This is a genomic window from Methylobacterium sp. SD274 (assembly GCF_017355285.1).
Classification (GTDB): Bacteria; Pseudomonadota; Alphaproteobacteria; order Rhizobiales; family Beijerinckiaceae; genus Methylobacterium.
Window position 1 is genome coordinate 112,621 of record NZ_JADIJP010000002.1, and the last position, 26,041, is coordinate 138,661.

At 63.1% G+C, this 26,041-nt stretch carries 23 protein-coding genes; 3 read left to right on the forward strand and 20 right to left on the reverse strand.

Annotation, left to right across the window (positions count from 1 at the left end; genetic code table 11):
* Positions 1–208: 208 nt before the first annotated feature.
* Positions 209–655, forward strand: coding sequence for an SRPBCC domain-containing protein (locus tag IPV08_RS02290; RefSeq protein ID WP_207410554.1), 447 nt, complete (start codon positions 209–211; stop codon positions 653–655).
* An 82-nt stretch (positions 656–737) separates the two neighbouring features.
* Here IPV08_RS02290 and IPV08_RS02295 read toward each other — a convergent pair whose 3' ends face one another.
* On the reverse strand, positions 738–2,084 hold the full coding sequence (locus IPV08_RS02295; RefSeq protein ID WP_207410555.1) for an MFS transporter: 1,347 nt from the start codon (positions 2,082–2,084) through the stop codon (positions 738–740).
* A gap of 419 nt (positions 2,085–2,503) precedes the next feature.
* On the opposite strand from IPV08_RS02295, the gene IPV08_RS02300 reads away from it, so the two are divergent.
* Positions 2,504–3,352, forward strand: a complete 849-nt coding sequence (locus IPV08_RS02300; RefSeq protein ID WP_207410556.1) for an FkbM family methyltransferase — start codon at positions 2,504–2,506, stop codon at positions 3,350–3,352.
* Positions 3,353–3,705: 353 nt separating this feature from the next.
* Here the strand turns inward: IPV08_RS02300 and IPV08_RS02305 are convergent, their stop codons facing one another.
* From IPV08_RS02305 to IPV08_RS02370, 14 genes are all read right to left on the reverse strand, one after another.
* The gene (locus IPV08_RS02305; protein ID WP_207410557.1) at positions 3,706–4,887 is read right to left on the reverse strand and encodes a calcium-binding protein; all 1,182 of its coding nucleotides are present in this window, start codon (positions 4,885–4,887) and stop codon (positions 3,706–3,708) included.
* 749 nt (positions 4,888–5,636) lie between these two features.
* Positions 5,637–7,169 (reverse strand): acyl-CoA carboxylase subunit beta, encoded by a 1,533-nt coding sequence (locus tag IPV08_RS02310; protein WP_207410559.1) that lies wholly within the window; start codon positions 7,167–7,169, stop codon positions 5,637–5,639.
* 116 nt (positions 7,170–7,285) lie between these two features.
* Positions 7,286–8,074 (reverse strand): ATP12 family protein, encoded by a 789-nt coding sequence (locus IPV08_RS02315; RefSeq protein WP_207410561.1) that lies wholly within the window; start codon positions 8,072–8,074, stop codon positions 7,286–7,288.
* A gap of 76 nt (positions 8,075–8,150) precedes the next feature.
* The gene (locus tag IPV08_RS02320; RefSeq protein WP_207410563.1) at positions 8,151–8,864 is read right to left on the reverse strand and encodes an HAD-IA family hydrolase; all 714 of its coding nucleotides are present in this window, start codon (positions 8,862–8,864) and stop codon (positions 8,151–8,153) included.
* Between the two features lie 7 nt (positions 8,865–8,871).
* Positions 8,872–9,255 carry a hypothetical protein gene (locus tag IPV08_RS02325; protein ID WP_207410564.1) on the reverse strand — a complete coding sequence of 128 codons (384 nt, stop codon included), beginning with the start codon at positions 9,253–9,255 and terminating at the stop codon, positions 8,872–8,874.
* A gap of 106 nt (positions 9,256–9,361) precedes the next feature.
* Complete coding sequence (locus tag IPV08_RS02330) at positions 9,362–10,780, reverse strand: RluA family pseudouridine synthase (RefSeq protein WP_207410565.1); 1,419 nt, start codon at positions 10,778–10,780, stop codon at positions 9,362–9,364.
* An 86-nt stretch (positions 10,781–10,866) separates the two neighbouring features.
* A complete protein-coding gene (locus tag IPV08_RS02335) occupies positions 10,867–12,114 on the reverse strand; it encodes an Hsp70 family protein (RefSeq protein ID WP_207410566.1) in 1,248 nt (415 codons plus the stop codon).
* 77 nt (positions 12,115–12,191) lie between these two features.
* Complete coding sequence (locus tag IPV08_RS02340) at positions 12,192–12,749, reverse strand: TerB family tellurite resistance protein (RefSeq protein ID WP_207410567.1); 558 nt, start codon at positions 12,747–12,749, stop codon at positions 12,192–12,194.
* A 153-nt stretch (positions 12,750–12,902) separates the two neighbouring features.
* Entirely contained in the window at positions 12,903–14,405 is a 1,503-nt protein-coding gene (locus IPV08_RS02345; RefSeq protein ID WP_207410568.1) for a carboxypeptidase M32, read from the reverse strand.
* Between the two features lie 50 nt (positions 14,406–14,455).
* A complete protein-coding gene (locus IPV08_RS02350) occupies positions 14,456–15,772 on the reverse strand; it encodes a replication-associated recombination protein A (protein WP_056430586.1) in 1,317 nt (438 codons plus the stop codon).
* A 258-nt stretch (positions 15,773–16,030) separates the two neighbouring features.
* On the reverse strand, positions 16,031–17,482 hold the full coding sequence (locus IPV08_RS02355; RefSeq protein ID WP_207410569.1) for a DegQ family serine endoprotease: 1,452 nt from the start codon (positions 17,480–17,482) through the stop codon (positions 16,031–16,033).
* Positions 17,483–17,555: 73 nt separating this feature from the next.
* Positions 17,556–18,308 (reverse strand): hypothetical protein, encoded by a 753-nt coding sequence (locus IPV08_RS02360; protein WP_207410570.1) that lies wholly within the window; start codon positions 18,306–18,308, stop codon positions 17,556–17,558.
* 171 nt (positions 18,309–18,479) lie between these two features.
* A complete protein-coding gene (locus tag IPV08_RS02365) occupies positions 18,480–18,839 on the reverse strand; it encodes a phasin (RefSeq protein ID WP_207410572.1) in 360 nt (119 codons plus the stop codon).
* Between the two features lie 311 nt (positions 18,840–19,150).
* A complete protein-coding gene (locus tag IPV08_RS02370) occupies positions 19,151–20,401 on the reverse strand; it encodes a glycosyltransferase (protein WP_207410574.1) in 1,251 nt (416 codons plus the stop codon).
* Between the two features lie 216 nt (positions 20,402–20,617).
* Between IPV08_RS02370 and IPV08_RS02375 the strand changes: the two genes are divergently transcribed.
* Positions 20,618–20,800, forward strand: a complete 183-nt coding sequence (locus IPV08_RS02375; RefSeq protein ID WP_056430377.1) for a hypothetical protein — start codon at positions 20,618–20,620, stop codon at positions 20,798–20,800.
* A gap of 73 nt (positions 20,801–20,873) precedes the next feature.
* Here the strand turns inward: IPV08_RS02375 and IPV08_RS02380 are convergent, their stop codons facing one another.
* The 5 genes from IPV08_RS02380 to IPV08_RS02400 form a co-directional block, all read right to left on the reverse strand.
* Entirely contained in the window at positions 20,874–21,677 is an 804-nt protein-coding gene (locus tag IPV08_RS02380; RefSeq protein ID WP_056430374.1) for a succinate dehydrogenase iron-sulfur subunit, read from the reverse strand.
* 62 nt (positions 21,678–21,739) lie between these two features.
* Entirely contained in the window at positions 21,740–23,560 is a 1,821-nt protein-coding gene (gene sdhA / locus IPV08_RS02385) for a succinate dehydrogenase flavoprotein subunit (RefSeq protein ID WP_056430371.1), read from the reverse strand.
* A 28-nt stretch (positions 23,561–23,588) separates the two neighbouring features.
* Positions 23,589–24,002, reverse strand: a complete 414-nt coding sequence (gene sdhD / locus IPV08_RS02390) for a succinate dehydrogenase, hydrophobic membrane anchor protein (protein ID WP_056430368.1) — start codon at positions 24,000–24,002, stop codon at positions 23,589–23,591.
* An 11-nt stretch (positions 24,003–24,013) separates the two neighbouring features.
* Positions 24,014–24,415, reverse strand: coding sequence for a succinate dehydrogenase, cytochrome b556 subunit (sdhC, locus tag IPV08_RS02395; protein WP_207410576.1), 402 nt, complete (start codon positions 24,413–24,415; stop codon positions 24,014–24,016).
* A gap of 156 nt (positions 24,416–24,571) precedes the next feature.
* Positions 24,572–25,894 (reverse strand): SLC13 family permease, encoded by a 1,323-nt coding sequence (locus IPV08_RS02400; RefSeq protein ID WP_207410578.1) that lies wholly within the window; start codon positions 25,892–25,894, stop codon positions 24,572–24,574.
* Positions 25,895–26,041: the final 147 nt, after the last annotated feature.

Genomic DNA, 26,041 nt, shown 5'->3' on the forward strand with positions numbered 1-26,041 from the left:
GTCGCCAAAATCGTCCTTGAGCGGCATTGAGGCAAGGCGCGAGTGATCAGAGGGGTGACAGGACGGCCTTTCCCTTGTCCTCATCGTGCTCCAACCATCTTCCTCCCCTTGCCGCACGGAACTTGCGGGGCGAAGAACGATCTGGCCGCCCCAGCTAAACGATTCAGGGCGTGCCATGCGGCTCGATCTTTCAGGATATGGACGGCCCATGATTCAGATCGTTCCCGTCGTCGTTCTCAAACACGTGGTGCGCGCCCCGCAGCCGGACGTCTTCCGAGCCTGGACGGACCCATTGCTCGCGCAAGGCTGGATGGCGCCGGTTGGAACCGTGGCGGAACATGTGGAGATCGACCCACGGGTCGGGGGGACATTCCTGCTGCGTGGGCGGGATGAGGCGGGCGCACTTCACGCGGTTACCGGTCATTTTGAAGAGATCCGACGCGGTCATCACCTGCATCAGACTTGGACTTATGACGGGCCGAACGAAATGCTGCGCATCGGCGAGACTATCGTGCAGGTCGATCTTCTGTCGGTGGGTGACAAAGCCACGGAGATCACATTAACGCACCGCCGGATCGTCTGCGTGGACGTACGCAACGCCTATCGATTGCATTGGCGCGACCGCTTCGAGAAGCTTCACGCCTCGCTGGCCTAAACGAGCGCCGCTGCATCCAAAGCCGACAAGGGGGGCAACGACTAGCGTCGCTGCTCCCGTTGTTGCGGATGTGATGAGCGATCTAGGCGAAGGCGGGCTGGCCGCTGGCGATGGCGCGTTGGGCGACCGCTTCGTCGTACAGCTTCTGCTCGTTTTCCTTATGGGTGAGCGAGAAGCGCACGGAGATTGCGCAGAGCGACGAGATCAGCACGGCGATGCCGAGGATGAACAACGCGCCGGGCAGGTTGCCGACCCCCTTGAGCAAGAATCCAGCCGCCACGGCGCCGACATTTCCACCCGCGCCGATGATCCCGGCGACACCGCCCAGCGCCTTGCGATCGATGAACGGTACGAGGGCATAGGTCGCGCCGCAGGCCATGTGGGTGAACAGACCGAAGGCGAGCATGGCGATGACGGCGAGCGCGACCGACCCCGCATAGGCGAAAGCGAGAAGGCCGAGACCCTCGCCGACCATCAGCACGAACAAGAGCAGGGTGCGGCCGTCGAGGCCTTTCTTACGTGCGACCCGGTCGGACGCGATGCCGCCGAGCGCACGGGCGAAGAGAGCGAGAAGTCCAAAGCTGCCGGCCGCCATTCCGGCCTGGGTCAGGTCGAGGCTGAATCGTTCGACATAATACGTCGCCGCTACCGCATGGATGAAGATCTCGACGCCGAAACAGGCACCGTAGGTGATCGCGAGCATCCAAACGCGATAGTTCGCCATCGCCTGTTTGAAGACGGCCCAGCCGCCCTTCTTGCCGGCGTCAACCGAAACGCCGCGCGCACGAAGCTCGGTGATGTTGCCCTCGGGCGTGTCCTGCGTGTACCGGTAATACAGGAATGCCACGACCAGCATCATGACGCCGGGCACGATCATCGACAGGCGCCAGCCCATCGTCTTCTCGACGCCGATGCTGACGAGGGCCGCCAGAATCAGCGGCATCACGCTCTGGGTGACACCACCGCCGGCATTGCCCCAGCCGCCGACCGTGGCGTTGGCCGTACCGACCACGTTCGGTGCGAACATGACCGAGGTATGAAACTGCGTGATGACGAAACTCGCCCCGATGGCGCCGATGGCGAGGCGGAAGAACAGGAAGCTCTCATAGGAATTGGCGAAGGCGATGCCGATCACCGGAATCGCACCGAGGGTCAGCAGACCCGTGTAGGTCAGGCGCGGCCCGAACCGGTCACACATGGGACCTATGAGGAGGCGAACCAGGATGGTGATACCGACTGCGGCAATGTTGATATTGTAGACCTGATCGTTGGTCAGCTTGAACTCACCCTTGATGACCGGCATGAGCGGAGCGACGGCGAACCAAGCGAAGAAGCAGACGAAGAAGGCGAGCCAGGTGATGTGGAAGGCCCGCATCTGGGGCGTGGCCAGACTGAAGAGATCGATTCGGGTCGCTTTTTGGGACTGCATGCGGAGAGGCTCCAGGCGATCGGATATCTCCCGGCACTCGTCGCGAGTGGCCCCCATGAACGGGGTGGGGAGAGATTGGTCGCTCACGCCACAGTGAGCACGAGCCGCCCGTCATCGAAGGCGTCTCTCGCAGGCGCCGTTGCCCACCAGAAGCCATCTGCATGGTATGTGCCAGCTCTAAGCGATTCCGTAAGGCCGCCCGTCACTGCGGCTTTCCCTGGGGCTGCATTGTTCCCCTACCCTTTTCATGAAGGCGCCAGTCCTGCGGAGGATGCCTTCCCGATAACCGTTTGCGCAGTCGATAATCGGGGACGTGCGCCGTTTGTGGGCATGGCGTCGGATTATGCAGGCTTCAGGGGCGGTGCTGGACGACAGGAGAAGCTTGCCGTCAGGCTGCCGGGCTGGCATCACCCGGCGCAATGACCGATACGCATTCTTCCGGCATCCCACCCTTCGGCACCCACGCGCCCAAGGGGCTTGTGGCACGCATCACCAAGCGCACGGTGAACCTCTCGGGCAAAAGCTGGGCGGGGCGGCGTCTCGGCTTCTTGCTGAGGCGACTCGCGATCACGATGCTGCAGGGTCAGCCCCTCGACGTGGAGCGTTTTGGCGCACGGATGCGGCTGCACCCCTACAACAACAATTGTGAGAAGAAGGTGCTGTTCACGCCGCAATTCTTCGATCCCGAAGAACGTGCGCTTCTGGCGTCACGGCTGCAGCCCGGCTGCACCTTCCTCGATATCGGGGCCAATATCGGCGCCTACGCCTTGTCCGTCGCCGCCTTTGCCGGTCCCCGCGCGCGGATCCTTGCCGTGGAACCTCAACCCGACATCTTCGATCGGCTCACGTACAATATCGCCCAGAACCCGTTCGGCACGGTGAAGGCCGTGGCTTGCGCGGTGGCCGATAAGGCCGGTGAACTGACCTTGTTCGTCGATCCGCGCAACCGGGGCGAATCGAGTCTGAAGATTGTCGGCACCAACGAAGGTGCACAGATCCGAGTGCCTGCAGTCACCCTTCTGGGCCTTGCCCAGGGCGAAGGCATCACCCGGATCGATGCGATCAAGCTCGACGTGGAGGGGGCCGAGGACCTGATCCTGGAGCCGTTCTTTCGTGAGGCGCCGGTCTCCCTGCACCCTCGCCTGCTCCTCATCGAGGATGGCACGGCGCAATGGCAGATCAACCTCGTCGGCCTGCTCGAATCGCGCGGCTATCGCCAGATCGCCCGCACGCGGCTGAACCTGATCTTTGAGCTGAGAGGCGCCTGAAGCGATTGTCGCCCACTCGAATGGCTCGAGCTGGCTCACCGCGCGGTCAGGGTGGCGACGGACAAACACTGCCACGCTTGGCCAAACGGAGTTTTGCGCTCACGATCGACCGCTCAGGGCCAGCCACCTACCCTGCCGCCGGAATACCCCACATGGCCTCACGAGCGATAAGGGCGTCTTCAGGGGGCGCGACCGACACCGCCGCTTGAGTACAGTACCCCAAGGCCATTGTAAAAATGCGCCTCTCTCGAGGATCCGGCGACTGCGTCGCCGGAATGCACTCGTAGCAAGAGGCAATGCCTGCCTGTCAGGCGCATGCTGATGCTTTCAGTAAAGTTGCCGTGTGGGAACAGCTAGATAATAAAACTACCGTCCGTCAGGCTCGATGCCACGACATCGTGCAAGATGATTTTCTGCGCAGGGTCTGCAATCCCAGCAAACGTAACTTGCGTATCCTGCCCGCCGTTGATCGCTTTAATTTTAATGTCACTGAAGTTTTTCGCGATGAGTGTTACATTAAGGCGATCGATATCGACGTCGAATTTATAAATGTTGTCTCGGCCGAAATTACTGTCCGTATAGCCGAAAATGGTTTCGCCCGAACCTGCAAACAACTTATCGTTGCCGGCGCCGCCAGTGATACTGTCGTTGCCGTCGCCGGACAAGATCCAATCATTGCCCTGGGTGCCATAGATGATAGTGCTATTTTCCAAAGTCGTCTGAGATACGATGGTTTGACCTTGCGTTACGAACTCGAACGACACATCACCGCCGTTCCGAACGTAGGTCCTTTCGATACTATTGAAGTTGCTGTTTGTGAGTTCGATAACGCCCGTGACAATCAGTACGTCTTTCCCGGTGCCTCCGTCGATGATGACGGGATCCTCGGAAACGACGAGGCGGTCATTGCCACCTAGGCCGTAAAGAGAGTCGTTTCCTCCGTTGCCGATCAAAGTGTTGGCGGCGGCGTTGCCCGTGAGATGGTCTCCATGGGTGCTGCCATTGATCTTGGAGATACTGATCAAGACGTCGCCTTCGGCATCGCCACCTCGATTCACGCCCGTGCTCAGGTTGACGGTGACTCCCGCGGAGGAATGCTCGTAGCTCGCCGTGTCGGTTCCCAAGCTGCCGTTCAAGATGTCAGCGCCAGCGCCTCCTTCCAGCACGTCGTTGCCGCGACGACCGTTGAGCGTGTCGTCTCCGAGCCCTCCAAGAAGACTGTCCGAGCCGGATCCACCGGTCAGGACATCGGCGAAATTTCCGCCCTCGAGTGTCGTTTTTCCAAGGCGGTCGGAGAAGTTGAAATCGTAGCCTCCCGAAAACGCCGTAGCATGGTGCGACAAGCGATCTTCAGAAAAGTAGAATAATGTCGTCCCGTCTCCATCGCTATCGCGAATCACGAGTCGCTCATCGACCCCGACGGAGCGGACATAAATATCTGCTTCCGGATCGTCGTCATACCGTTGCGGAGGAAATACAGTGATGGAATCGTCATCATTGTAACCTGTACCTACCGTGATTTTAATGGTCGGCATGGCGAATCCTAGAATCTATCCAATAAGGATCTCGATCACTAGGTTGAGCGTAGCGGTCAAGTTTGAGGTTGCAACTGAAAAAAGAGAGGCAGGTTGTTTTTAAGGCAATAATCGTTGGAGCGGTTTATTTCTGTATTGATGAGCCGGTAACCGGTGATAGCGATTTGCGGGTTTGTTCACGGCAGTGCTGACAATGCCCTTGAAAGAAAAGGTACTGTTTGTCTTGCCACGATGGGGCGTTGGGGAAGCTCAAAAGCGGAGATTCCGGTCCAACCCAACCCAGCGAGCTGGTAGCCGGCCCTTGCCGGCGCAAGCCGCGAACCATCGGCGCAAGCTCTCGATCTGTCCCTCCTGCGTCGGATCATCCTGGCGGCATCCGGGAACAATCGCGATATGGGTGAGAGTGCCGAGCCTTTGGTAGGTATGGCGGCTTTCCGGGACGGCTGTCAGATCACCCGGACCGGACGGAGGGAACTTCGAGCGGCCGGTCGGCTGAGCACGTTCGCCCATCCCATCGAACCACCTCATCCAGATGTGCCCCGCGTATGTGGGTCTTGAGGAACTCTTTCGTTCGCTCAGGTCCGGCTGGAGCCTTTCTCATCGTCAGGTGCCGCGGCACCTGACGATGGGGTCGAGATTGGGATGGCCGAAGACGTCATCGCCGCTCCCGCACCCCATGTCATGGCCCACCATCCACTTCGCGGTGGGCCACTGGGAATAGGCTTCCCCGGTGGGAAGCCTACCACCGCTCAGAGCGGGATGTTGTCGTGCTTCTTCCAGGGCTGCTCCATCTCCTTGGTGCGGAGCATGCCGAGCGCCCGGGCGATGCGTTTACGCGTCGAGTGGGGCATGATCACCTCGTCGATATAGCCGCGCTCGGCTGCGACGAAGGGCGAGAGGAAACGGTCCTCGTATTCGCCGGTTCGGGCTGCGATCTTGTCGGTATCGCCGATCTCGCTGCGGAAGATGATCTCCACCGCGCCCTTGGCGCCCATCACCGCGATCTGCGCGGTCGGCCAAGCGTAGTTGATGTCGGCACCCACGTGCTTGGATGCCATCACGTCGTAGGCGCCGCCGAAGGCTTTGCGGGTGATGATCGTCACCAGCGGCACCGTGGCTTGGCTGTAAGCGAAGAGGAGCTTGGCGCCGTGCTTGATGAGACCGCCATATTCCTGTGCGGTGCCGGGTAGGAAGCCGGGGACATCGACGAAGGTGACGATCGGGATCGAGAACGCATCGCAGAAGCGTACGAAGCGCGCGGCCTTGCGGGACGCATCCGAATCGAGCACGCCGGCCAGCACCATCGGCTGGTTGGCGACGAAACCGACGGTGCGGCCCTCGATGCGGCCGAACCCGGTGATGATGTTGCGCGCATAAGTCGACTGGATTTCGAAGAAGTCGCCTTCGTCGGCCACCCGGCGGATTAACTCACCCATGTCGTAGGGCTTGTTCGGGTTGTCCGGAATCAGGGTATCGAGGGACTTATCGAGCCGGAGCGGGTCGTCGAAGCTTTCGATCTCCGGCACGCCGTCGATGTTGTTGGCGGGCAGGAAGTCGAGCAAGCGGCGGATCTGAAGGATCGCCTCCACGTCGTTCTCGAACGACCCGTCGGCAATGGAGGACTTGGTGGTGTGGACCTTGGCGCCGCCGAGTTCCTCGGCCGTGACGACCTCGTTGGTCACGGTCTTCACCACGTCCGGGCCCGTGACGAACATGTAGCTCGTGTCACGGACCATGAAGATGAAGTCGGTCATGGCGGGCGAATACACATCGCCGCCCGCGCAGGGGCCCATGATGACCGAGATCTGAGGAATGACGCCGGAAGCGGCGACGTTGCGGCGGAATACCTCGCCGTAGCCGCCCAAAGCGGCGACACCTTCCTGGATGCGGGCGCCGCCGGCATCGAAGATGCCGATGATCGGGGCGCGCATCTTCAGCGCCATATCTTGGACCTTGACGATCTTGGCGGCATGCGTCTCGGAGAGCGAGCCGCCGAAGACGGTGAAGTCCTTGGAGAAGAGGAACACGGTGCGGCCGTTGATGGTGCCCCAGCCGGTGACCACGCCGTCACCGGGAATCTTCTGCTTCTCCATCCCGAAATCGGTCGAGCGATGCTGCACGAACATGTCGAATTCCTCGAACGACCCATGGTCGAGGAGGAGTTCGATACGCTCTCGTGCCGTCAGTTTGCCGCGCTTGTGCTGGGCCACGACGCGGTTTTCGCCGCCGCCGAGACGGGCTTGAGCGCGCCGCTCTTCCAGCTTCTCGAGAATATCCTTCATGCGTGGTGAGCCTTGAGATGGGTTCGTGGGGGTGAAGCCGTGCCGTGTCCGACAGCATGGCTTGGCGGTATACTTCAAAAGCGCCTTAGCACGGGGGAAAGGCAGCGAAAATGAATTTAACGAGCCAGGGTTGCCAGCGTCGCTGCGGCCTCGAATTCAGCCTTCCGCAGGGCATGCCGAGCCTCAGCTTCGGCATCGCTACCCCAGACGCTGGCCTGATAGGCCTCGTCCACATGCGCCGCCGCCCAGGCGTCCATCGGAGTGAGACGTCCATGCAGCGTGGCGAGGGCGATCAGGAGAGAGCCAGTCAAGGTCGTCATCGTGTGGAGCGCGGCCAGCCGGAAAGGCCCTTCGACGGCCGCGATCGCAGCGCGAAGTGCGTTCACCGACGTCTCCGGCTGGGTCACATGCATCGCGCCTTCGCTGAGGATCAGGCGTACGCCCAGGGTCTCGTGCGCCCAGTCGATCACGGGGTTCCAGGCACGGGCTTGATCGGCCACGAGACGTTCCGGGTCTCCGGCGCGGTAGGCGACGAGATCCGTCCCTGCATAGGCCGAGAGATCATCGATCACCGCGTCACGGCGGGGAGCGACCCCGTCGATGGCGGTGTTGGCGAGGCGAGTCAGCGGCATGGTCGAGGGGTCGATGAACTCGGCCTGCGCTGCCCATTCTGCGGCGATAGCTTCGCCGAGTGAGCGGGTCGGCAAGGTCAGCGGATGACGGGCCGGTGTATTGGCAGATCGCCCGTCGAGAATCAGGCGAAATCCCTCCTCGCTACCCGCGAGGCCGGCCACTTTGTAGAACCGCTTCGGCAATGCGGGGCGGGTTTGTGCGCGCACGGCCTTGTGCGGATCGTGCACCGGAGGGGCGTCGCCAAGCCAATCGGCAGGATCGTCTGTACTCATGGCGAGAGGTTCTAGCGCATCGTCTCGCAGCCTGCGAGCAGGAAGCCGGCGCGATACTGAATGGCTGTTGCGAACTTTACTCGCGGGTAAGATCCGCAATCGTCATGTCTACGGTGACCGTCCGAAGGCCGCCCGTGAACAGATCTGCCAGCGCGGAAGCGGTTTCGACCACGGTCACTGCCCCAGCGCCAAGCAGCGCTCCCGGCGGATGGTAGCCCCAGGCGACGCCAATGGCGGCCGCGCCGGCACTCACCGCCATATCCATGTCGTAGGTGGTGTCTCCGATCATCACTGTCGTCTCTGGCGGTGCTCCAACCGCGGCCATGGCCTGATGCAGCATCGCCGGGTCGGGCTTCGATGGCGCGTCGTCGGCAGTCTGGATGGTGGCGAAGACGTCGCCCCAGCCATGGCTTTCTACGAGCCGATCGACACCGCGCCGGGATTTCCCCGTGGCGAGTCCGAGGCGCAGATCGTCTCGGGCATGCAGACGTTCGATCAGATCGCCCATTCCGGGGAACAGTGGCTCTTCATAGGCCGGATCCAGGCGCAAGGTATTGAAGGCCCGCTTGTAGCTCTCGGATAGGCCTTCCACAGGCCCATCCTCGCCTACGAGACGCCGGAAGGCCTGCGGCAGTGAAAGGCCGACAACGGAAAGGGAGACTGATCGCGAGGGTGGAACGATGCCGTGCTCGGCGAAGGCCATGCCTTGGGCCGCGACGATGAGGTGCTGGCTATCAACCAGCGTACCGTCGACGTCGAAGACGACGAGCTTCACGGAAGAGTCCTGCATGGCCGCATTACGGCTGACGCCCTGGCTGCAGTTGTTGCGCCGCTGCCTGGCCTGGCTTCTGGCGTTCGTAGCCGAGCTTGCAGCGGATCAGAAAGCGCCGCCGGACCCCGCCGCGCAGGCCGCGCGCGTGCGAAAGCCGGTTGCAACTGGCATAGGACCGCCGCCTGCGTTCGCCCGCCCGCGCCTGTGATCCATGGCGGCCGACGGCGGGAGGTGGCGGAGCTGGGTTCTGCGTTGCCGGAGCGGGAACCGCTTTTACCGCGGGACTTGGCGGGGTCTGTTGTGGACCCGGCGCCTGCGCGGCAGCCTCGGCGGTCAGCGACGCTGATCCGAAGCACACGAACAGGCCGATCAAGGCGGTGCTGGCCATGGTCGCGAACGTCATCGGCATTGTTTCTCGCTGCAACGACGGGTGTGGTCGACCACAAGGATAAGGCATGCCGCCCAATTGCCAAGGCGCATACGTGGACGCTTTCCGCCGATGCGGCCAAAGCGGATCACGCTTCCGGCGCCTCGACGATGGGATCGTAGCGCGAGGCGTCGAAGCCCAGAAGGTTCCAGCTCTGCGCCATATGCGGCGGTAGAGGCGCCGTGACGTCAACCGGCTTCAACGTGCGCGGATGCGGAATGACGATCCGACGTGCCAGGAGGTGCAGCCGGTTCTGGATGCCTCCCGGCAACGCCCAGTTCTCGACGCTGAAATATTTCGGATCGCCGACGATGGGGTGGCCGATATGCGCGGCATGGGCTCGGAGCTGGTGCGTGCGCCCCGTCACGGGCTTCAGCGAAAGCCAGGACAGCTTCTGCGCCGCATTGTCGACCATGGCGTAATAGGTGAGCGCGTGGGCGGCACCGTCGTCGCCGTGCTGGGCTACCCGCATTCGGGCGTCGCCGTCGGGGGCTTCCTCCTTGGCGAGATAGGTCGAGATCCGGCCCTGAGGCACGCGCGGGACACCGGCGGTGAGCGCCCAATAGACCTTGCGGGCGGACCGCGAGCGGAAGCTCTTGGCGAGGGTCGCCGCCGCCAGGCGTGTCTTGGCGACGATGAGGCAACCGGCGGTGTCTTTGTCGAGGCGGTGGACGAGGCGCGGCTTCTGCCCGTCCGGTCCGGTCAGGGCCTCCAGCAGCCCGTCCACGTGGCGCACGGTGCCGGAGCCGCCCTGGACCGCGAGGCCGAAGGGCTTGTTCAGCACCATCATGTCCGCATCCTCGTAGAGGATCAGCGAGCGCAGGAAGTCGGCGTCGGTGGCGTCACGCGCGACACTGCGCGGCCGTTCCGCCACGGGGTCGAGCTTGAGGGGCGGCACGCGCACGCTCATGCCCGGCAGGAGCCGGTCGTTCGGCTTGGCGCGCTTGCCGTCCACACGCAGTTCACCCTTGCGGACGATGCTTTGAACACGGGTGAAGGGCAGTTGCGGAAAGCGCGTCGTGAGGAAGCGGTCGATCCGCATTTCGGCTTCGTCTTCCTCGACGATCAGTGTCTGTACGCCGGAGGCCAAAGTCGCGGAGGCGGCGGCGCGCTGTTCGCGCCGGGTCGGTCCTTCGACCACTGGTTCCGGGGACTTGGTGCCAGCGCGGCGCGGACGCGGCGCGTCCAATGATTTCTCCACGACCTCATTGCGAGGCGCCCGCGTCCGAGGCGCACGGGCCACCGGGATTTCGTCATCGGACGGCGTCTCCGGGGCATCGCCGGGGCGCCAGGGCGCACGCTTGTCGGCCTCGCCGCGCAACTGCGCCGCGCGATGGGCGGCGTCGAGGGCGCTGGTGCGCGGGCCGGTCCCTTCGCGGTCTGGCCTGCGGAACGTGCCGGGCTTGCCGGGACGGTAAGGCTTGCCGCCGCTGCCGGGCGGCCTGCCTTTGCCGGCGCCGGAACCTTTACGTCCGGCATTGCCGCGTGATGGTGGTCTGGTGGTCATCGCGTGCTCGTAACACCCTCGCCCCTCTGGGCAAAGCGCTTCGAGGATGGGGCGCTTCGAGAACGCGACGTTGCATGAACCGCAGTTCAGGCGGCGCGGCGGCCCGCCTCGATGGTCAGCCCGGTCCCGACGGAGCCGAACGTATCACCGTCCACAACTCTGGCATTCGGGACGCCCGCCACCAATGCGGCACGGACATGCGGCAGGCCCGTGGACCCGCCGGTCAGGAACAGGGCGTCGATGCCCTCGGCCGGCAAGCCCGCCTGATTCAGGCAGCGCCCGATCCTCTCGGCGATTCGCCGAGAGAGCTCTTCCGTCTGCGCCACGAGGCCGGCATGGTCGAGGTTGGCGGCGAGACCCGGCTCGACCCAGCCGAGTGCAACTCCGCCCTGGCCGGCATCCGAGGCAGCGATCTTGGCGCCCTCGACTTCCATCGCCAGGGAATGCCCGCGTTCGGCTTCCACCACGGTGTAGAGCCGAGCGATCAGGTCCGGCCGGCGCGCGTCGCGACGGACCTCCTCGATCTCGCGGAGGGTCTTGGCATTGTAGAGCCGGTTGATGCTCGACCAGGTGGCGAGGTCGTGGAAATACCCGCTCGGCACGTCGAGGTCGCCTCGGTTCATCGGGCTGCCGAGGCCGAAGAGCGGCATTACCGTGCCGAGGCTGAGCCGCCGGTCGAAATCGGTACCGCCGATGCGTACGCCGTCATTGGCGAGGATATCGCCGGACCGGTCGACCTTGGTATGGCGCTCCGGTGAGAGCCGGACGATGGAGAAATCCGAGGTGCCGCCGCCGATATCAGCGATGAGCGCGATCTCCTCCCCCGTCACCTGCTGCTCGTAATCGAGCGCCGCCGCGATGGGTTCGTATTGGAACGAGACGTGGCGGAAGCCGATGCTCTGGGCGATCTCGCGCAGGGCATCCTCCGCGCGGGCGTCACCCTCCGGGTCGCCATCGACGAAGTGGACCGGGCGGCCGTGCACCACAGTATCGATGGCTGTTCCCGCCTGCGCCTCGGCGCGCGTCTTCACAGCGAAGAGGTAGCGAGCGATGACGTCGCGGAAGCGGATTCGCTCACGCCCGACTGGCGTCGTCTCCTCGAGTAGCGAGGATCCGAGCACTGACTTCAGGCTGCGCATCAGCCGCCCCGGCGTGCCCTCGACGTACTCCGCCATGGCCGCGCGGCCGACGAGGGGCGTCCCACCCGGCGGGAAAAAGATCGCGCTGGGAATTGTCACGTGGTCACCCTCCAGTCGCAGCAGGGCGGGCCGTCCCCCGGTCACAAGGCCGAGCGTGGTGTTGGACGTGCCGAAATCGAGGCCACAGGCCGCCATGTAGGATCTCCGGACGCTGGTCCGCTGGAATGGGGGGCCGTCGACCTACAGGCTGGGCCCGTCCCGGTCCACCGGTCTCAGCGCTTGAAATCGCCGGCCCGGCTCGCCTTCAGCGCAGGGCTCCCACCCGTGAGCCGCCGCTTGAGCCGCACGATCGCCTCTCGCTGCAACTCGCTGGCGGCGGAATGGGCGTTGGCGACCTGTGAAAGCATGTCGATGAAATGCAGACGCTCGGCCGCGGTCAGGTTGTCCCGCAGCAGGGGCAGCATTTCGTCTGCCACGAGAGAGAACGGTCGTCGTGCCTCGGTGTAGGTCCACGCTCGCTCGAACGTGGCCGAGATAGTATCGATCTGGAGCGGAGAATCCATGAATTCCAGGATCTTGGTCTTCTCGGCGGCGGTGACGGGGCTACCCGTGCGCACCAATTGGATCATCAGGATCACCGCCGCGAGCCTGACGTCCCGCACTCGCTTCAGCGGCGTGCCGATGATGTCCTCCAGGGTCGATTTCGCCCGACGCTGAAGGCCCTTCGTGTCACGATTGACCTCCCTCAGCGCCGTCGCGGTGCCATGTGCGCGGATGATCCAGAACAGGACGGCACCCACGATCCCGATCACTGCGACGATGACGACCATTCAAGCGAACCTTTCCCCGGATCCGATCCGGCTCGGACGATTGTTTCGGCTGTGAGCATAGCGCCATGGCGGCAGCGGCAAACCCCGAGGGACGTCCGACCCCGCGAAGGATCGCCACGCAGCAACCGATTCGCAACCAACCGATGCGAGCGTTCAGCCTTCCCCAAGATAGCGGTGGCGCAGGTGGCGCATGTAGTCTTCTGCGCCCAGGGGCTTGCCGGTGGTGGCAACGAGCAACTCGTCCGTCTCCAGGAAACTGCCGCGTCCGTGCACGTTCTCGCCGAGCCAGCCGCGCATGGCGGTAAAATCGCCCTCGGCCAGATCGGCTTGGATTCCGGGCAGGTCCTCACAAGCGGCGCGGAAGAACTGCGCAGCCGCCATGGCGCCTAGGGTATAAGTCGGGAAATATCCGAAACTGCCCCCGGGCCAGTGGATGTCCTGCAGGCAGCCGAGCCGGTCGCTCGGTACCGCGAGACCAAGTAGCGAGCGCATGCCTTCATTGAATGCGCCCGGCAGATCGGTGATTGCGAGATCACCGGCGATCATCGCGGTTTCGAGATCGTAGCGGAGGAGGATGTGAGCCGGATAGGTCACTTCGTCGGCATCGACTCGGATCAGGCCCGGCTCAACTCGTGTGTAGAGGCGGTGCAAGTTGTCGGCATCCCAGGCGCTTCCCTGCCCGCCGAACGCCTCGCGCAGCCGAGGTGCCAGGTAAGCGCAGAACTCGGCTGAGCGGCAGGCCTGCATCTCGATCAGCAGCGACTGGCTTTCATGCAGGCTCATCCCCCGGGCGTTCCCCACGGGCTGGTGGAGCCATGTGGCCGGCCGGCCCTGCTCGTAGAGCGCGTGGCCGGTCTCGTGCAGCACGCCCATCAGGGCGCGGGTGGCATCGGTCTCGTCGTAGCGCGTGGTGATGCGCACATCGTTGGTGGCGCCGCCGCAGAATGGATGCAGGCTGATATCGAGCCGTCCGCGTTGAAAGTCGAACCCGGCGGCGCGCATCAGCGTCAATCCCAGGGCCTTCTGCGCCTCCACCGGAAACGGCCCGGGAAGCGGGATCGGTGCCGGTAGCGAAGCCTGACGATCGCGGATCACGTCAATCAATCCCGGCAGGATCGCGCGAAGCTCGGCGAAGAGCGGATCAATCGCCGCCTGGCGCATGCCGGGATCGTAACCGTCGAGGAGGGCATCATAGGGAGTAAGCCCCAGGGCCGCGCCCTTCGCCTCCCCAACCTCCCGCTGCAGCCGCAGGGTCTCGGCCAGATGAGGTGCCAGCATCGCGAAATCGGATCCTGCCCGCGCTTCCCGCCATACCATTTCGGAGTGGGACGAAGCTTTGGAGCTCGCGGCGACGAGATCGCCCGGCACGGCGGACGCATGATGATATGCTCGTCGCATCTCGCGCAGATTAGCGCGCTCCCACGTCCCGAGGCCGGTCTCGTCGTCTGAGGCCTCCGCAATCAGGTCGCCGGTCTCGGCGGCGGTGAGAATCTCGTGGGCGATGACCCGCAACTGCGCAAGCTGTTCTGCCCGACCCTCTGCGGCGCCGTCCGGCATGAATGTCTGGGCGTCCCAGCCCAGGATGCCGGCCGCATCGTCGATGGCCCCGATGCGAGCGAAGCGGCTGGCGAGGCTCTGATAGGCATTCGTGGTCATGGTTGGCCTTCCTGCTTGACGGAGCGCCGCCCTAACACTGGACGTCGCGGTCAGCGTTCCTCATCACGACGTTGCTTTCGCAAGGCCTCCCAATGGGCGAGGCGGTCGCCGTAGCGGGTCTCCATGCCACGGTCGGTGGGCTCATAGAAATACTGGCGACCGAGCGCCTCGGGCCAATAATCCTGGCCCGAGAACGCATCCGGCTCATCATGGTCGTAGCGGTAGCCCTCGCCATAGCCGATCTTGCGCATCAGCTTGGTGGAGCCGTTGAGGATAGTCCGGGGCGGCGGCAGTGAGCCGTGCTCCTTAGCCACTCGCGTCGCCGCCTTGTAGGCATTGTAGACCGCGTTCGATTTCGGCGCGCAGGCGAGGTAGACGGTGATCTGGGCGAGCGCCAATTCCCCTTCCGGCGAGCCAAGGAAGTCGAATGCGTCCTTAGCGGCAGTGGCGACGACGAGGGCCTGGGGGTCGGCGAGGCCGATATCCTCCACGGCCATGCGCACGAGGCGCCTTGCGATGAAAAGCCTGTCCTCCCCTCCGTCGAGCATGCGGCAGAGATAATAGAGCGCCGCATCGGGGTCGGAACCACGCACAGTCTTATGCAGTGCGCTGATGAGGTTGTAGTGTCCCTCCTGGCTCTTGTCGTAGATCGGCGCCCGGCGCTGGACGATCTCCTGCAAGGTGGCAGCGTCGAAGATCTCGTCTCGCTTGGCAGAGCGCCAGACCTCTTCCGCCAGGGTGAGGCAGGCCCGTCCGTCACCGTCGGCCATGCGGACGAGGACGCCGCGCGCGTCTTCGTCCAAAGGCAGCGAACGCCCCGTCAGTTCCTCTGCCCGGACCAGTAGCTTGGCAATGGCGACGTCGTCGAGCGAGCGGAACAGCAGGACGCGGGCGCGCGAGAGAAGCGCGGCGTTGAGCTCGAAGGAAGGGTTTTCGGTAGTGGCGCCAACGAGCGTCACGGTTCCGTCTTCCATCACGGGAAGGAAAGCGTCGAGCTGAGCCCGATTGAAGCGGTGGATCTCATCCACGAAGAGCAACGTCCCCTGACCCATCGCCCTGCGCTGGCGCGCCGCCTCGAAGACCTTTTTCAGATCGGCGATGCCGGAAAAGATCGCCGAGATCTGTTCGAACTTCAGGTCAGTCTCGTGGGCCAGAAGGCGGGCCACCGTGGTCTTGCCGGTACCCGGCGGCCCCCAGAATACCAGTGAGCCGAAGGATTTGCCGTTCAGGAGCCGGGTCAGCGATCCGTCCGGTCCGGTGAGGTGCTCTTGTCCCACCACCTCGGCGAGGGAGCGTGGACGCAAACGGTCCGCAAGCGGGCGAGGCGCATCGTTCTGCAGACCGGCGGAGGCGAAGAGATCGGACATCGACGCATAGAAGACGCGGGCTGCGCCATCCCGCAATCTGGAAATGACCTCGTCCCCGCGTTTCGGTGGACTTGCCGCCCTGCCTTACAGTTAGGATGCCGAGCAAAGATCGGATCGGCGCCTCGCACGTCTTCCTCATATGGGCATCCAGCGAATCACACGCGATCCCGGCCTCCTATGACCAACGTTTAATTCGCCAGGGCATGCCTCTGGAGCCCGGTGCCGGAGGATACCGGATGCGTGGACTGAATGAGGCCTCTAGCCTCCGAACACCGAGGTCAACACTGTGCCGCCGCGATTAATCGTAATCTCCCAAATGCCGGGATTGGTCCGGATCAGGCGCTCGAGATCTTTCGTGGCGGTCACTGGGGCTCCGTTGATCGCCACGACCACGTCTCCGACCTGGAGTCCGTTGCGAGCCGCGATGGACCCTTCCTCTACGGACGAGACCGCCACTCCCTCGGTGGCGAAATCTTTCTGCAATTCTTCCGCGACGGCCGGCGAAGTGTTGACCAGGGTGGCGCCGAACATGGGCGAGCGAGTGCGCAGCTTCACCGCCTCGCGTGGTCGTGTCTCCGGAGCCGAGGCGAGTTTGACCGAAATCGTGGAGCGGGAGGTGCCGCGCAGGATGCCGAACTTGGCACTTCCGCTGATTCCCTTCAGGGCAAAGCGGTAACCAAAGGCTTCCGGATCATCGACGACTTTGTCGTCCACCGTGAGGATCAGGTCACCGCGCTTCAGCCCGGCCTCTTCGGCCGGGCTTTTCGGCTGCAGGCTCGCCACCAAGACTCCGGTCGGATGGTCGAGGCCCATGCTCTCGGCGATGTCCGGTGTCACGTTCTGCACCCGCGCCCCAAGCCACGGGCGGCGTACCGTCGTGGCACCACCCTTGGCTGTTTCGACCACGGCGCGAACCATGCTTGTGGGGATGGCAAAGCCGATGCCGTGGCTTCCGCCGGATTGTGAGTAGATCGCCGTATTGATGCCGACGAGCTGCCCTTGCAGGTCAACGAGAGCGCCGCCGGAATTGCCCGGGTTGATCGCCGCATCGGTCTGAATGAAGAATTGGTAGTCCGAAGACCCGACCTGGGTACGCGCCACCGCCGAGACGATGCCCTGCGTCACTGTCTGGCCGACGCCGAACGGGTTGCCGATCGCCATCACGAAGTCGCCGACCTCCAGCGCCTCGGAATCCCCCATCGGCATCGGCACGAGTCCGCCAACGGGACTCTTGATCTTGATGACGGCAAGGTCAGTCCGGGGATCGCGCAAGACGATACTGGCCTCGAACTCCCTTCGGTCGGAGAGCGAGACACGAACCTCATTCATGTTATCGATGACGTGGTTGTTGGTGATGACGAGCCCAGATTCATCCACGATGACGCCGGACCCCAAGGATTTCTGTGCCCGCTCGCCTGGCAGGCCCGGGCCACGACCAGAGCCTTGCTCGCCGAAGAACCGGCGCATGAACTCGTCCATGGCGCTTCGCGACGTGCCCCGTTGCTCCACATGCGACGCGTAGACATTGACCACCGAGGGAGCGGCTCGCTTCACCACCGGCGCGAAAGAAAGATGGACTTCGCCCTTCGAGCCGGGAACGATCTTGGCCGGAACGTGCGTTTCCGGCGTCTTCATCATCTGCGCTTGAGCGTTTGGCGAGACGACGATGGACGCCGTGACGAGGCAGGCGAGCAGCGGCCGATGAATCATCGCGATCTCCCGGATGGTAGGCGCAGACAGCGGAGCCGCTGCGGAATCCGAGATATCTAGACGCGCCGGGGCGTCAGCGCGAGGGGTGTCCGGGGCGTCGAAGCGTGTCGGCGATGCGGCCCGCGCGGCGGGCAAGACTCGCAATGCAGCTGAGAGAGGCGTCGGCTGCACGTTGCATTTCATTCACTTGGAGACGGAGAGCATCAGCGGGGTTCTTTGCTGCCGATAAGGCACGCCAATGCGCAAGAGTGGCAATGCTCTCGTTGCGGATATAGGTCGCCAGCGTATCGTTGGCGGCGGTTATTTCCTTCAATGCCGAGGGGGTCTCAATGGTTGGCGACTGCGCGGCGAGATCTTTCGCCGAGGCGATCGCACTCTCAATCTCGGCAGGCAGGAGAGATGCGAGTTCCGCCTCGTGCTCCGTTCGTGCCTCGCCATCGCCGGCATGTCCTGGCGCATCATCTTGCGCGGCGTTGGATACGTTTACGGCGGCAGGCGCGTGGACTTCGGATGCCTCATCCTCCGAGAGCGTCTCTGCTATGCCGGAATGGAGCTCCGTCACAGACTGTCCGGCCGTCAAAGCATCTGAAGACACGGTCTCCAACAGGGGCGCGATGACCGGGGTAGAGCCGTCAGGCAGAGATGCCCCGACCAAGGCAGAATCGATACTCGACGATTGATAGGTCGGAGCCACCTCGAGCGACTTCGTTACGATATCCGGCGCTTCGGCTGTCGTCGGAGCGGCGTCCGCATTGGCAGGCTGGGTCGATCGATTGGCTTTACTTTTGGGGCGCTCTACGGAGCGTGCTGGTCGGCGTATTGCCATGATTCGCGTCCCCTTCATCCATCGTCGGACATGCATCGCCAGGTACCGGTCGGCACCCTCCGCGGTTCATGCCGGAACTCCAGTTGGACCGCATTTACTGCGCCGACACCATACCGCTTCTCCGGTTTGCGCGCGAACCGGCAATCGGCCAGTCCGCGCACTGAGGCAAATTCAGGCGCCTTTGGTCGCTTTCTGCGCCAGGGCGCCGAGATCCTTGGCCTGGGTCTGAATCGTGGCAATCTGACTGTGCAGGAACGCGGTCTGCAACTCGAACGCTTCCTTCACGTCGCGGGTACGCACCAGCTTCTGAGCGAAGTCGAACGTCGAGCTTGCATTCGCCTGGACTTGGTCAAGGCCCTTGGCGATCACGGACTGGATCGTCTCATGCACCGTGTTGGACGAGCTCTGAAGCTGTTCGGCGGATTTGACCACCGTGCCGAGCAGACTGCTCACGGCAGTCCGGGCCTGACTGACGCTCTTCTCCGCGAAGTCGCGAAGCTCGGCAGGAATCTCGTAGGTTGGCGCGTTCATGTCGTTCCTCTCTGAATGAGCGGTGGCGACACGGGATGACGCGCCGCACTATCGATATGTTGCGGTGCAATATGGAAGTCAAGATGGGGCGTTTAGCGGAAGCCCACCAGTAGCAGTGCCATCCCGGTGTTGGATTCAAATTAGCGGGATGCCGAAGGATCTGAGCATGCAATGTAGGTCAGCAAATTAGGAATTGTGAAATATGACGTCCGCAGTAACGATTCATCGGCGGCTGTGTTGAGCAGGTTGGGCTCGAGGATGATCCTTTTCGATGGGTCTCACGTGGGAGCCGACGCACAGGTTTTCTGCAGCTATCGATGACTTGGTGTTTCTAAGACATCGGGCGTTGCAGGCGATACGTTTCGGGTGATCCTTCGATAGAGGCGGACAAGTGCATCGGCATGGGCGTCGATCGACATCGGCGCGTTCCAATATCTAGCGTGAGCGGAACGCCCGAGCGTCTCCGCTGTCATCGCGTCGAGATTTTGGAAAGCCGCCGCGAGGGTTGTCCGCTCCGGTGCGACTACATAACCGGTGACGCCGTTGACGACTTTTTCGGCGGCACCGGAGCGGTCTGACGCGATGACAGGAAGCCCTGTCGCCAAAGCCTCGTAGACGGTGAGAGGTCCCGTCTCGTACCACCGGGACGGCGCGGCCACGGCACGCGCACGTTGAGCAAGGATGGTCCATACCTCGTCGGGAGAGCGCCATCCCAGCATTTCCACATGCGGCTGCACGCTCAGTTCCGCCTCTAATGGTCCAGTTCCGATGAAGAGGGCCGGCATGCCGGCATCGCGTGCTGCCTCGGCGACGAGGTCCGCGCCCTTCTCGCGCGTCAGGCGGCCTACATAAGCAATGGCCGCCGCCCCAGCTGGGTTGGCCCGTACTCCCCTTTCCACCCGGACGGGATTGTCGACCCGATGATGCGTCACGGAGAACGAGCCGAGGAGATCGTCAGCTCGGCGGAGGCTGGCATCGCAGACATGGACTAGATCGAGATGGCGGCGTCGCAAGGCACGGCTTTGAACGACGCTTCGCCCTACCCGGATGGCCTTGTGAAAGCGGCTTCTCGGATCGCAAGGCGCTACGACACAGGACTTAGAGAGTGGCCTCAGTCCACATGGGCGATCCTGGTCAAACCGGTAATAGACGCCGTTGGGGCAGGAAAGAAAGTAATCGTGCAACGTCACCGCCACGGGGACGCCGCTGTCGAATAAGACAGGGAACACGCTGGGTGAAAGGCTCCGGGTCCATTGATGCAGGTGGATAACGTCTGCTGGCCTTGGGAGGCTGCCTAGTATGGAGCGCAGGCGTGCGGCGGATTGCCAATTCCAAAGGCCAGACAAGGCCGCCTCCATAGGGGGGCGACTCCAGATGTCTGCATTGCCGAGGGTAATGTGCCGGATGTTCGGATGATCGAGTAACGGATCCACCGCGCCGTCGATGGCTTGGATGTATGTAATGTCGATCCCCGCCCTAGCGAGGCCGTGCGCAGATTCGACCGCCACCTTCTCAGCACCGCCACTCGCTACGGCGAACTCGGCGAGGATCACGATATGCATGGCGCGCCCGATCCCTCGGCCAGCTCGAGGATCCCATGAGGCTCCGGCCGGTATGGCCAAGGTAGCGACGATCGACTCATGTCCGGTAAACGCCACCGTCGCACAGACGAGCCGCCCTACCGCCAGCGATGAAAGGGATCGGGCGTCGTCCCATCCGCGTTGGTCGAGGTGAATGCGCAACCCCGGTGATGACCGGGCAAGCACCAGGAGACGCTGATGTCCGACCCGAAGCCAAAAGCCACGTCCGATGCCGACGAGAAACCTCGCGTTGACCCGGCGCGCGGCGGTGACAAGACGAATCCCGGTAATAACCAGGATGAGATGAGCGAACGACTCGATGAAGCGTTGGAGGAGACCTTTCCTTCAAGCGATCCGGTCTCGGTAAAAATCACGAAATAGGGCTACGAATAACCAAAGCCGAGATGTTGGGCATCTCGGCTTTGGTAGCGGTTCGGTGTCGTGGGCTCAGGTATCAGATTTCGCGCGACACCATCATCTTTTTGATCTCAGCGATGGCCTTTGCGGGATTGAGGCTTTTCGGGCAGGCATTGGCACAATTCATGATCGTATGGCAGCGATAAAGCCGGAACGGGTCATGAAGAGCGTCGAGGCGCTCGCCCGTGTTCTCGTCACGGCTGTCGATGAGCCAGCGATAGGCCTGGAGTAGGGCAGCGGGACCCAGGAAGCGGTCGCCGTTCCACCAGTAACTTGGGCAGGACGTGGTGCAGCAAGCACACAGGATACATTCGTAGAGGCCATCGAGTTGGGCACGGTCCTCCGGGGTCTGCTTCCACTCACCTTCGGGGGCCGGTGTCTCGGTTTGGAGCCAGGGCTCGACCGAGGCATGCTGAGCAAAAAAGTTGGTCAGGTCGGGTACCAGATCCTTGAGGACCGGCATGTGCGGGAGCGGGTAGATCCGCACTGCGCCGGTCTTCTTACCCTTCGCATGCTCCTGGCATTCGTCGATGCCCATGGTGCAGGCGAGCGCGTTCTGACCCTCGATATTCATAGCGCAGGAGCCGCAGATACCCTCGCGGCAGGAGCGGCGGAACACCAACGTCGAATCGACCTTGGCCTTGATCCACAGGAGGGCGTCGAGAACCATCGGCCCGCAATCGTCGCGATCGACTTGATAGACGTCGACACGCGGGTTGGCGCCGTCATCCGGATTCCAGCGATAGATCCGGAATTCCTGAAGGTTGTTGCCCCCGGTCGGCCGAGGCCAGGTCTTGCCCTCGGTAATCCGGGAGTTCTTGGGTAAGTTGAATTGGGCCATGGTTCGGCGTGCCTAAATCCGTCTCGTGAGTACCATCGTCGGGAGCGACCGCAGCCGCTTTCCTAGTAAACCCGAGCCTTCGGCTCGATGTATTGGATCTCGTTAGACATGGTGTAGGTGTGGACCGGACGGTAATCGATGTTCACCTGCTGAGATTTGTCGTCTAGCCACGACAGCGTGTGCTTCATCCATTCCTTGTCGTCACGATCGGGATAGTCCTCGCGAGCATGAGCGCCGCGGCTTTCCTTGCGGTTGGCAGCCGATTCCATGGTGACGACGGCTTGGCCGATCAGATTATCGAACTCGAGCGTCTCGAGCAGGTCGGTGTTCCAGATCAGCGAGCGATCGGTGATCTTGATGTCGGCTTCGCCTTGCCAGACCTTATGGATCAGAGCCTTGCCTTCTTCCAGAACCTCGCCGGTGCGGAAGACCGCGCAATTGTTCTGCATGGTCTTCTGCATCTCGGCGCGCAGTTCCGCCGTCGGCGTGCCGCCATCAGCATAACGGAAGCGGTCGAGGCGACCGAGCGCCTTGTCGGCCGAATCCTTAGGCAGATCCATCTGGCGACGGCCCGGCTCGACGATCTCGGCGCAGCGTAGGCCGGCTGCGCGGCCGAACACCACCAAGTCGATGAGGGAGTTCGAGCCGAGACGGTTGGCGCCGTGCACGGAGACGCAGGCAGCTTCACCCAACGCCATCAGGCCCGGCACCACCGTGTCGGGGTTGCCGTTCTTCAGGGTCAGTACCTCGCCGTGATAGTTCGTCGGGATGCCGCCCATGTTGTAATGTACGGTCGGCAGGACCGGGATCGGCTCCTTGGTGACGTCGACGCCTGCGAAGATTTTGGCGGATTCTGAGATGCCCGGCAGGCGCTGGTGCAGAATCGCCGGGTCGAGATGGTCGAGATGAAGGTAGATGTGGTCGTTTGACTTACCGACGCCGCGCCCGGCGCGGATCTCCATGGTCATCGAGCGTGAGACCACGTCGCGCGAGGCGAGGTCCTTCGCGCTTGGAGCATAGCGCTCCATGAAGCGCTCGCCCTCGGAATTGGTCAGGTAGCCACCCTCGCCGCGGGCACCCTCGGTGATGAGGCAGCCAGCGCCATAGATGCCCGTAGGATGGAACTGCACGAATTCCATGTCCTGCAACGGAAGGCCGGCGCGTAGCACCATCGCGTTGCCGTCACCCGTACAGGTATGGGCCGAGGTTGCCGAGAAATACGAGCGTCCGTAGCCGCCGGTGGCCAGGATAGTCATTTGGGCACGGAAACGGTGGATTTCACCCGAGGCCTGATCGATGGCGATGACGCCGAGGCAACGGCCCTCCTCGTCCATGATGAGGTCGAGGGCAAAGTACTCAATGAAGAAGTTGGTGTGGTTCTTCACCGCCTGCCCATAAAGCGTATGGAGCATAGCATGGCCGGTGCGGTCGGCCGCCGCGCAGGTGCGCTGTGCGGTGCCTTTGCCGTAATCGGTGGTCATGCCGCCGAAGGGGCGCTGATAGATTTTGCCTTCCTCGGTGCGGGAGAAGGGGACGCCCCAATGCTCCAGTTCATAGACGGCGGCGGGCGCATTACGCACCAGATACTCGATGGCATCCTGATCGCCGAGCCAGTCCGACCCCTTCACGGTGTCGTACATGTGCCAGCGCCAATCGTCTGCGCCCATATTTCCAAGGGAGGCAGAGATTCCTCCCTGCGCCGCCACGGTATGCGAGCGAGTCGGGAAAACCTTCGAGATGCAGGCCGTGCGGAGACCGGCCTGAGAGCAGCCCACCGTGGCGCGAAGACCGGCCCCGCCGGCGCCGACGATCACCACGTCGAAGGTGTGGTCGATGATGGAATAGGCGGGCGCGCCGTTGCCGCTGGTTCCGTTGGTGGCCATGCGCAGATCCTTCGGGTTCGTGGGCGGGTCAGACGAGCTTGCCGAGGCTCACGCGCAGGATCGCGTAGAGGCAGGCAACGGCGACGACGACCGCGTAGGCATTGTTGGCGAACAGGCTCAGGAATTTCAGTCCCTTGTCGTGGACGTAATCCTCGATGATGACCTGCATGCCGATCCTCATGTGGAGCGTGACCGAGATCACGGCGAGGATGAGAACGAGTGCAACGAGCGGGTGCGACATCAGCGCGACCGCCTCGGGGTAAGGCCGATTGGCCATCATTGCGACGATGACGACAAAGCCGAGCATCAAAGGCGCGTTGGTGGCGGCGGTCAGTCGCTGCTGCCAAAAATGCCCTGCGCCGTGGCCGGAGGCGCCGAGACCCTTCACCCGCGCGCGCGGGGTACGCATCGTCACGTTCGTGTTCTGGCGGTTGTCTACCATGGAGTCGCTCCTCAGCGCAGGACGAGGGCGAGCGCCCAGATGAGGACGGTCAGGATCACGGAGCCGATGAGGGTCGCGCGAGCCAGACCCAATCGCCGTTCACGGTCGAAGCCGTAGCCAAAATCCCAGATGAAATGGCGCAGGCCACCGAGCATGTGGTGCATCAGGATCCAGGTGTAGGCGAAGAGGACCAGCTTCCCGATGATGGAGCCGAAGAACCAAGCGACCCAGCCGTACGCAGCTGAGCCGGAGGCAAGTGCGACGAGCCAGATCGCTACCAGGGCGGTTCCGCCGTAGAGCGCGGTACCGGTGACGCGATGGAACACCGACATCGCCATGGTCCAGGTCCAGCGGTAGATCTGGAGATGGGGCGAGAGCGGCTGCGCGACCGTGGGTCTGACGGTGGGGGCCATTCTGCGAAAGTCCTCGGCGCTTTGGGGCCAATGTCAGCAGGTATGCTGCTCAGATTGGACCGTCTCTAAAGGGGTAAGGGCCATGCGCCAATGCGCAAGCCGGTTAGATGTGCATTGCGGTGTGACACACTCACATGATCGTCATTCGGCTCGTCCTCATGGAATCTGGCCGAGAATACGCCACCAGAGGTAGTCGAGCGGCGTTACAATGAGCAGTGACGACAGACCGACTACGAGCGTCAGAATGGTCGCCGATCGGAGCGGTACCCGGCCGAGATCCATTGCCATCACGATGGGCGGAGCCTGGTAGGGAAGGAACAGGGTCGAGTATCCGACGACCTGGATCATCACCACGCTCGCGAGGTCCAGACCGCTCGCGCGGGACATCTCACCGGCCAAGGCCGTATAGAGGGCGGGAGCGCCGTTGGCTGTGACGGCGATGGCAAAGAGCGCCGCAACGATCGTCAGCACGCCGAAATTCTGTGCCGATGCTCCGCGTTCCAGCGGAGCTACGGCAAGTAGGACATGGCCTAACCGAGCGCCGAGACCCGTCTCATTGATCACGGCGACCAGCCCGAGGAGAGCGGCCACGTAGAAGCAGGTTCTCAGGTTCACTGCGCCAAAGGCTTCCGCCGGAAGGACGCCGACGCGCGGCAGGAGGCAGATCACTGCTGCGATCAGCCCGATCCAGGCCGGAGCGATATGGTGAAGGCTGTCCGTCACCCAGAAACCCAGCGTCAGTGCCAGGATGATCGTCAATCGCACTTCCGGCGCGGAAAAAGCCGGTCCTGTCTCGCCGATACCGATGGTGGCTGGGCTCATCCGGTCTGGAAAAAGGCGCACGATGATAGCCACCAGAAGGATCCCCTTCACACCGGCGAGGATCGGCGCGTGGAGCAGCAGATAGGGCAGGTAGCCGACATGCAGGCCGTATTGGGTCTCCGCCGTGCCAGCCATGACCAAGTTGGGGACGTTGGCGGGAAGGATCGCCGCTGAGAGCAATGGTGTCGCCAGGGCTACGGCGAGGACCGCGCCGTTTCGCCCGGGGCGGCCAGGCTCCAGGCCGAATGCATCACAAAGCGCCAGAACCACCGGGATCAACAGGGCGATGCGCCCGAGATTGGACGGCATTACGAAGGCAAGGGCAAATGACAGGGTGACGATGACCGCTACAAAGCCGGTATAGGATCCGGTCAGCCGGCCCGCGAGGCTTCGCGCCAAGCGAGTGCCAAGGCCTGTCCGGGTAATCGCGAGACCGACTACCATCCCGCTCAGAACGAGCCAGAAAGCGGATGATGAGAAGCCAGAAAAGACCGTCGCTGCGGGAGCGAGCTTGAAAAGCATGGCTGCGGCGAAGAACATCATCGCCGTTACCACTTCGGCCACGATGCCACTTGCCCACAGACCCATGCAGACGGCGAGCAACAGCGCGGTGACGACCATCGTCCAATCGCCTGTCAGGGTGGTCGCCGCCTGCATCTGCCGGGAACGCTCCGCTCGGGCTGTGAAAAGCGGTTGCCCGGTATCGTCGGAGGGGACAGTGCTCTCGAATTGGAGTGGTTCGCAATTCGGATATCGCTGACCGATCCTTCGCCAAGGGCGAAGGATCGTCGCGCTGCATGGGTC

Coding starts and splice junctions, on each gene's coding strand:
- IPV08_RS02305 (WP_207410557.1), bottom strand. CDS start 4,887: ATGCCGACCATTAAAATCACGGTAGGTACAGGTTACAATGATGACGAT.
- IPV08_RS02345 (WP_207410568.1), bottom strand. CDS start 14,405: ATGACCACGAATGCCTATCAGAGCCTCGCCAGCCGCTTCGCTCGCATC.
- IPV08_RS02360 (WP_207410570.1), bottom strand. CDS start 18,308: ATGGCAATACGCCGACCAGCACGCTCCGTAGAGCGCCCCAAAAGTAAA.
- IPV08_RS02330 (WP_207410565.1), bottom strand. CDS start 10,780: ATGACCACCAGACCACCATCACGCGGCAATGCCGGACGTAAAGGTTCC.
- IPV08_RS02335 (WP_207410566.1), bottom strand. CDS start 12,114: ATGGCGGCCTGTGGCCTCGATTTCGGCACGTCCAACACCACGCTCGGC.
- IPV08_RS02375 (WP_056430377.1), top strand. CDS start 20,618: ATGTCCGACCCGAAGCCAAAAGCCACGTCCGATGCCGACGAGAAACCT.
- IPV08_RS02290 (WP_207410554.1), top strand. CDS start 209: ATGATTCAGATCGTTCCCGTCGTCGTTCTCAAACACGTGGTGCGCGCC.
- sdhC (WP_207410576.1), bottom strand. CDS start 24,415: ATGGCCCCCACCGTCAGACCCACGGTCGCGCAGCCGCTCTCGCCCCAT.
- IPV08_RS02320 (WP_207410563.1), bottom strand. CDS start 8,864: ATGCAGGACTCTTCCGTGAAGCTCGTCGTCTTCGACGTCGACGGTACG.
- IPV08_RS02370 (WP_207410574.1), bottom strand. CDS start 20,401: ATGCATATCGTGATCCTCGCCGAGTTCGCCGTAGCGAGTGGCGGTGCT.
- IPV08_RS02310 (WP_207410559.1), bottom strand. CDS start 7,169: ATGAAGGATATTCTCGAGAAGCTGGAAGAGCGGCGCGCTCAAGCCCGT.
- IPV08_RS02355 (WP_207410569.1), bottom strand. CDS start 17,482: ATGATTCATCGGCCGCTGCTCGCCTGCCTCGTCACGGCGTCCATCGTC.
- IPV08_RS02380 (WP_056430374.1), bottom strand. CDS start 21,677: ATGGCCCAATTCAACTTACCCAAGAACTCCCGGATTACCGAGGGCAAG.
- IPV08_RS02350 (WP_056430586.1), bottom strand. CDS start 15,772: ATGTCCGATCTCTTCGCCTCCGCCGGTCTGCAGAACGATGCGCCTCGC.
- sdhD (WP_056430368.1), bottom strand. CDS start 24,002: ATGGTAGACAACCGCCAGAACACGAACGTGACGATGCGTACCCCGCGC.
- IPV08_RS02400 (WP_207410578.1), bottom strand. CDS start 25,894: ATGCAGGCGGCGACCACCCTGACAGGCGATTGGACGATGGTCGTCACC.
- IPV08_RS02300 (WP_207410556.1), top strand. CDS start 2,504: ATGACCGATACGCATTCTTCCGGCATCCCACCCTTCGGCACCCACGCG.
- IPV08_RS02315 (WP_207410561.1), bottom strand. CDS start 8,074: ATGAGTACAGACGATCCTGCCGATTGGCTTGGCGACGCCCCTCCGGTG.
- sdhA (WP_056430371.1), bottom strand. CDS start 23,560: ATGGCCACCAACGGAACCAGCGGCAACGGCGCGCCCGCCTATTCCATC.
- IPV08_RS02340 (WP_207410567.1), bottom strand. CDS start 12,749: ATGGTCGTCATCGTCGCAGTGATCGGGATCGTGGGTGCCGTCCTGTTC.
- IPV08_RS02295 (WP_207410555.1), bottom strand. CDS start 2,084: ATGCAGTCCCAAAAAGCGACCCGAATCGATCTCTTCAGTCTGGCCACG.
- IPV08_RS02365 (WP_207410572.1), bottom strand. CDS start 18,839: ATGAACGCGCCAACCTACGAGATTCCTGCCGAGCTTCGCGACTTCGCG.
- IPV08_RS02325 (WP_207410564.1), bottom strand. CDS start 9,255: ATGCCGATGACGTTCGCGACCATGGCCAGCACCGCCTTGATCGGCCTG.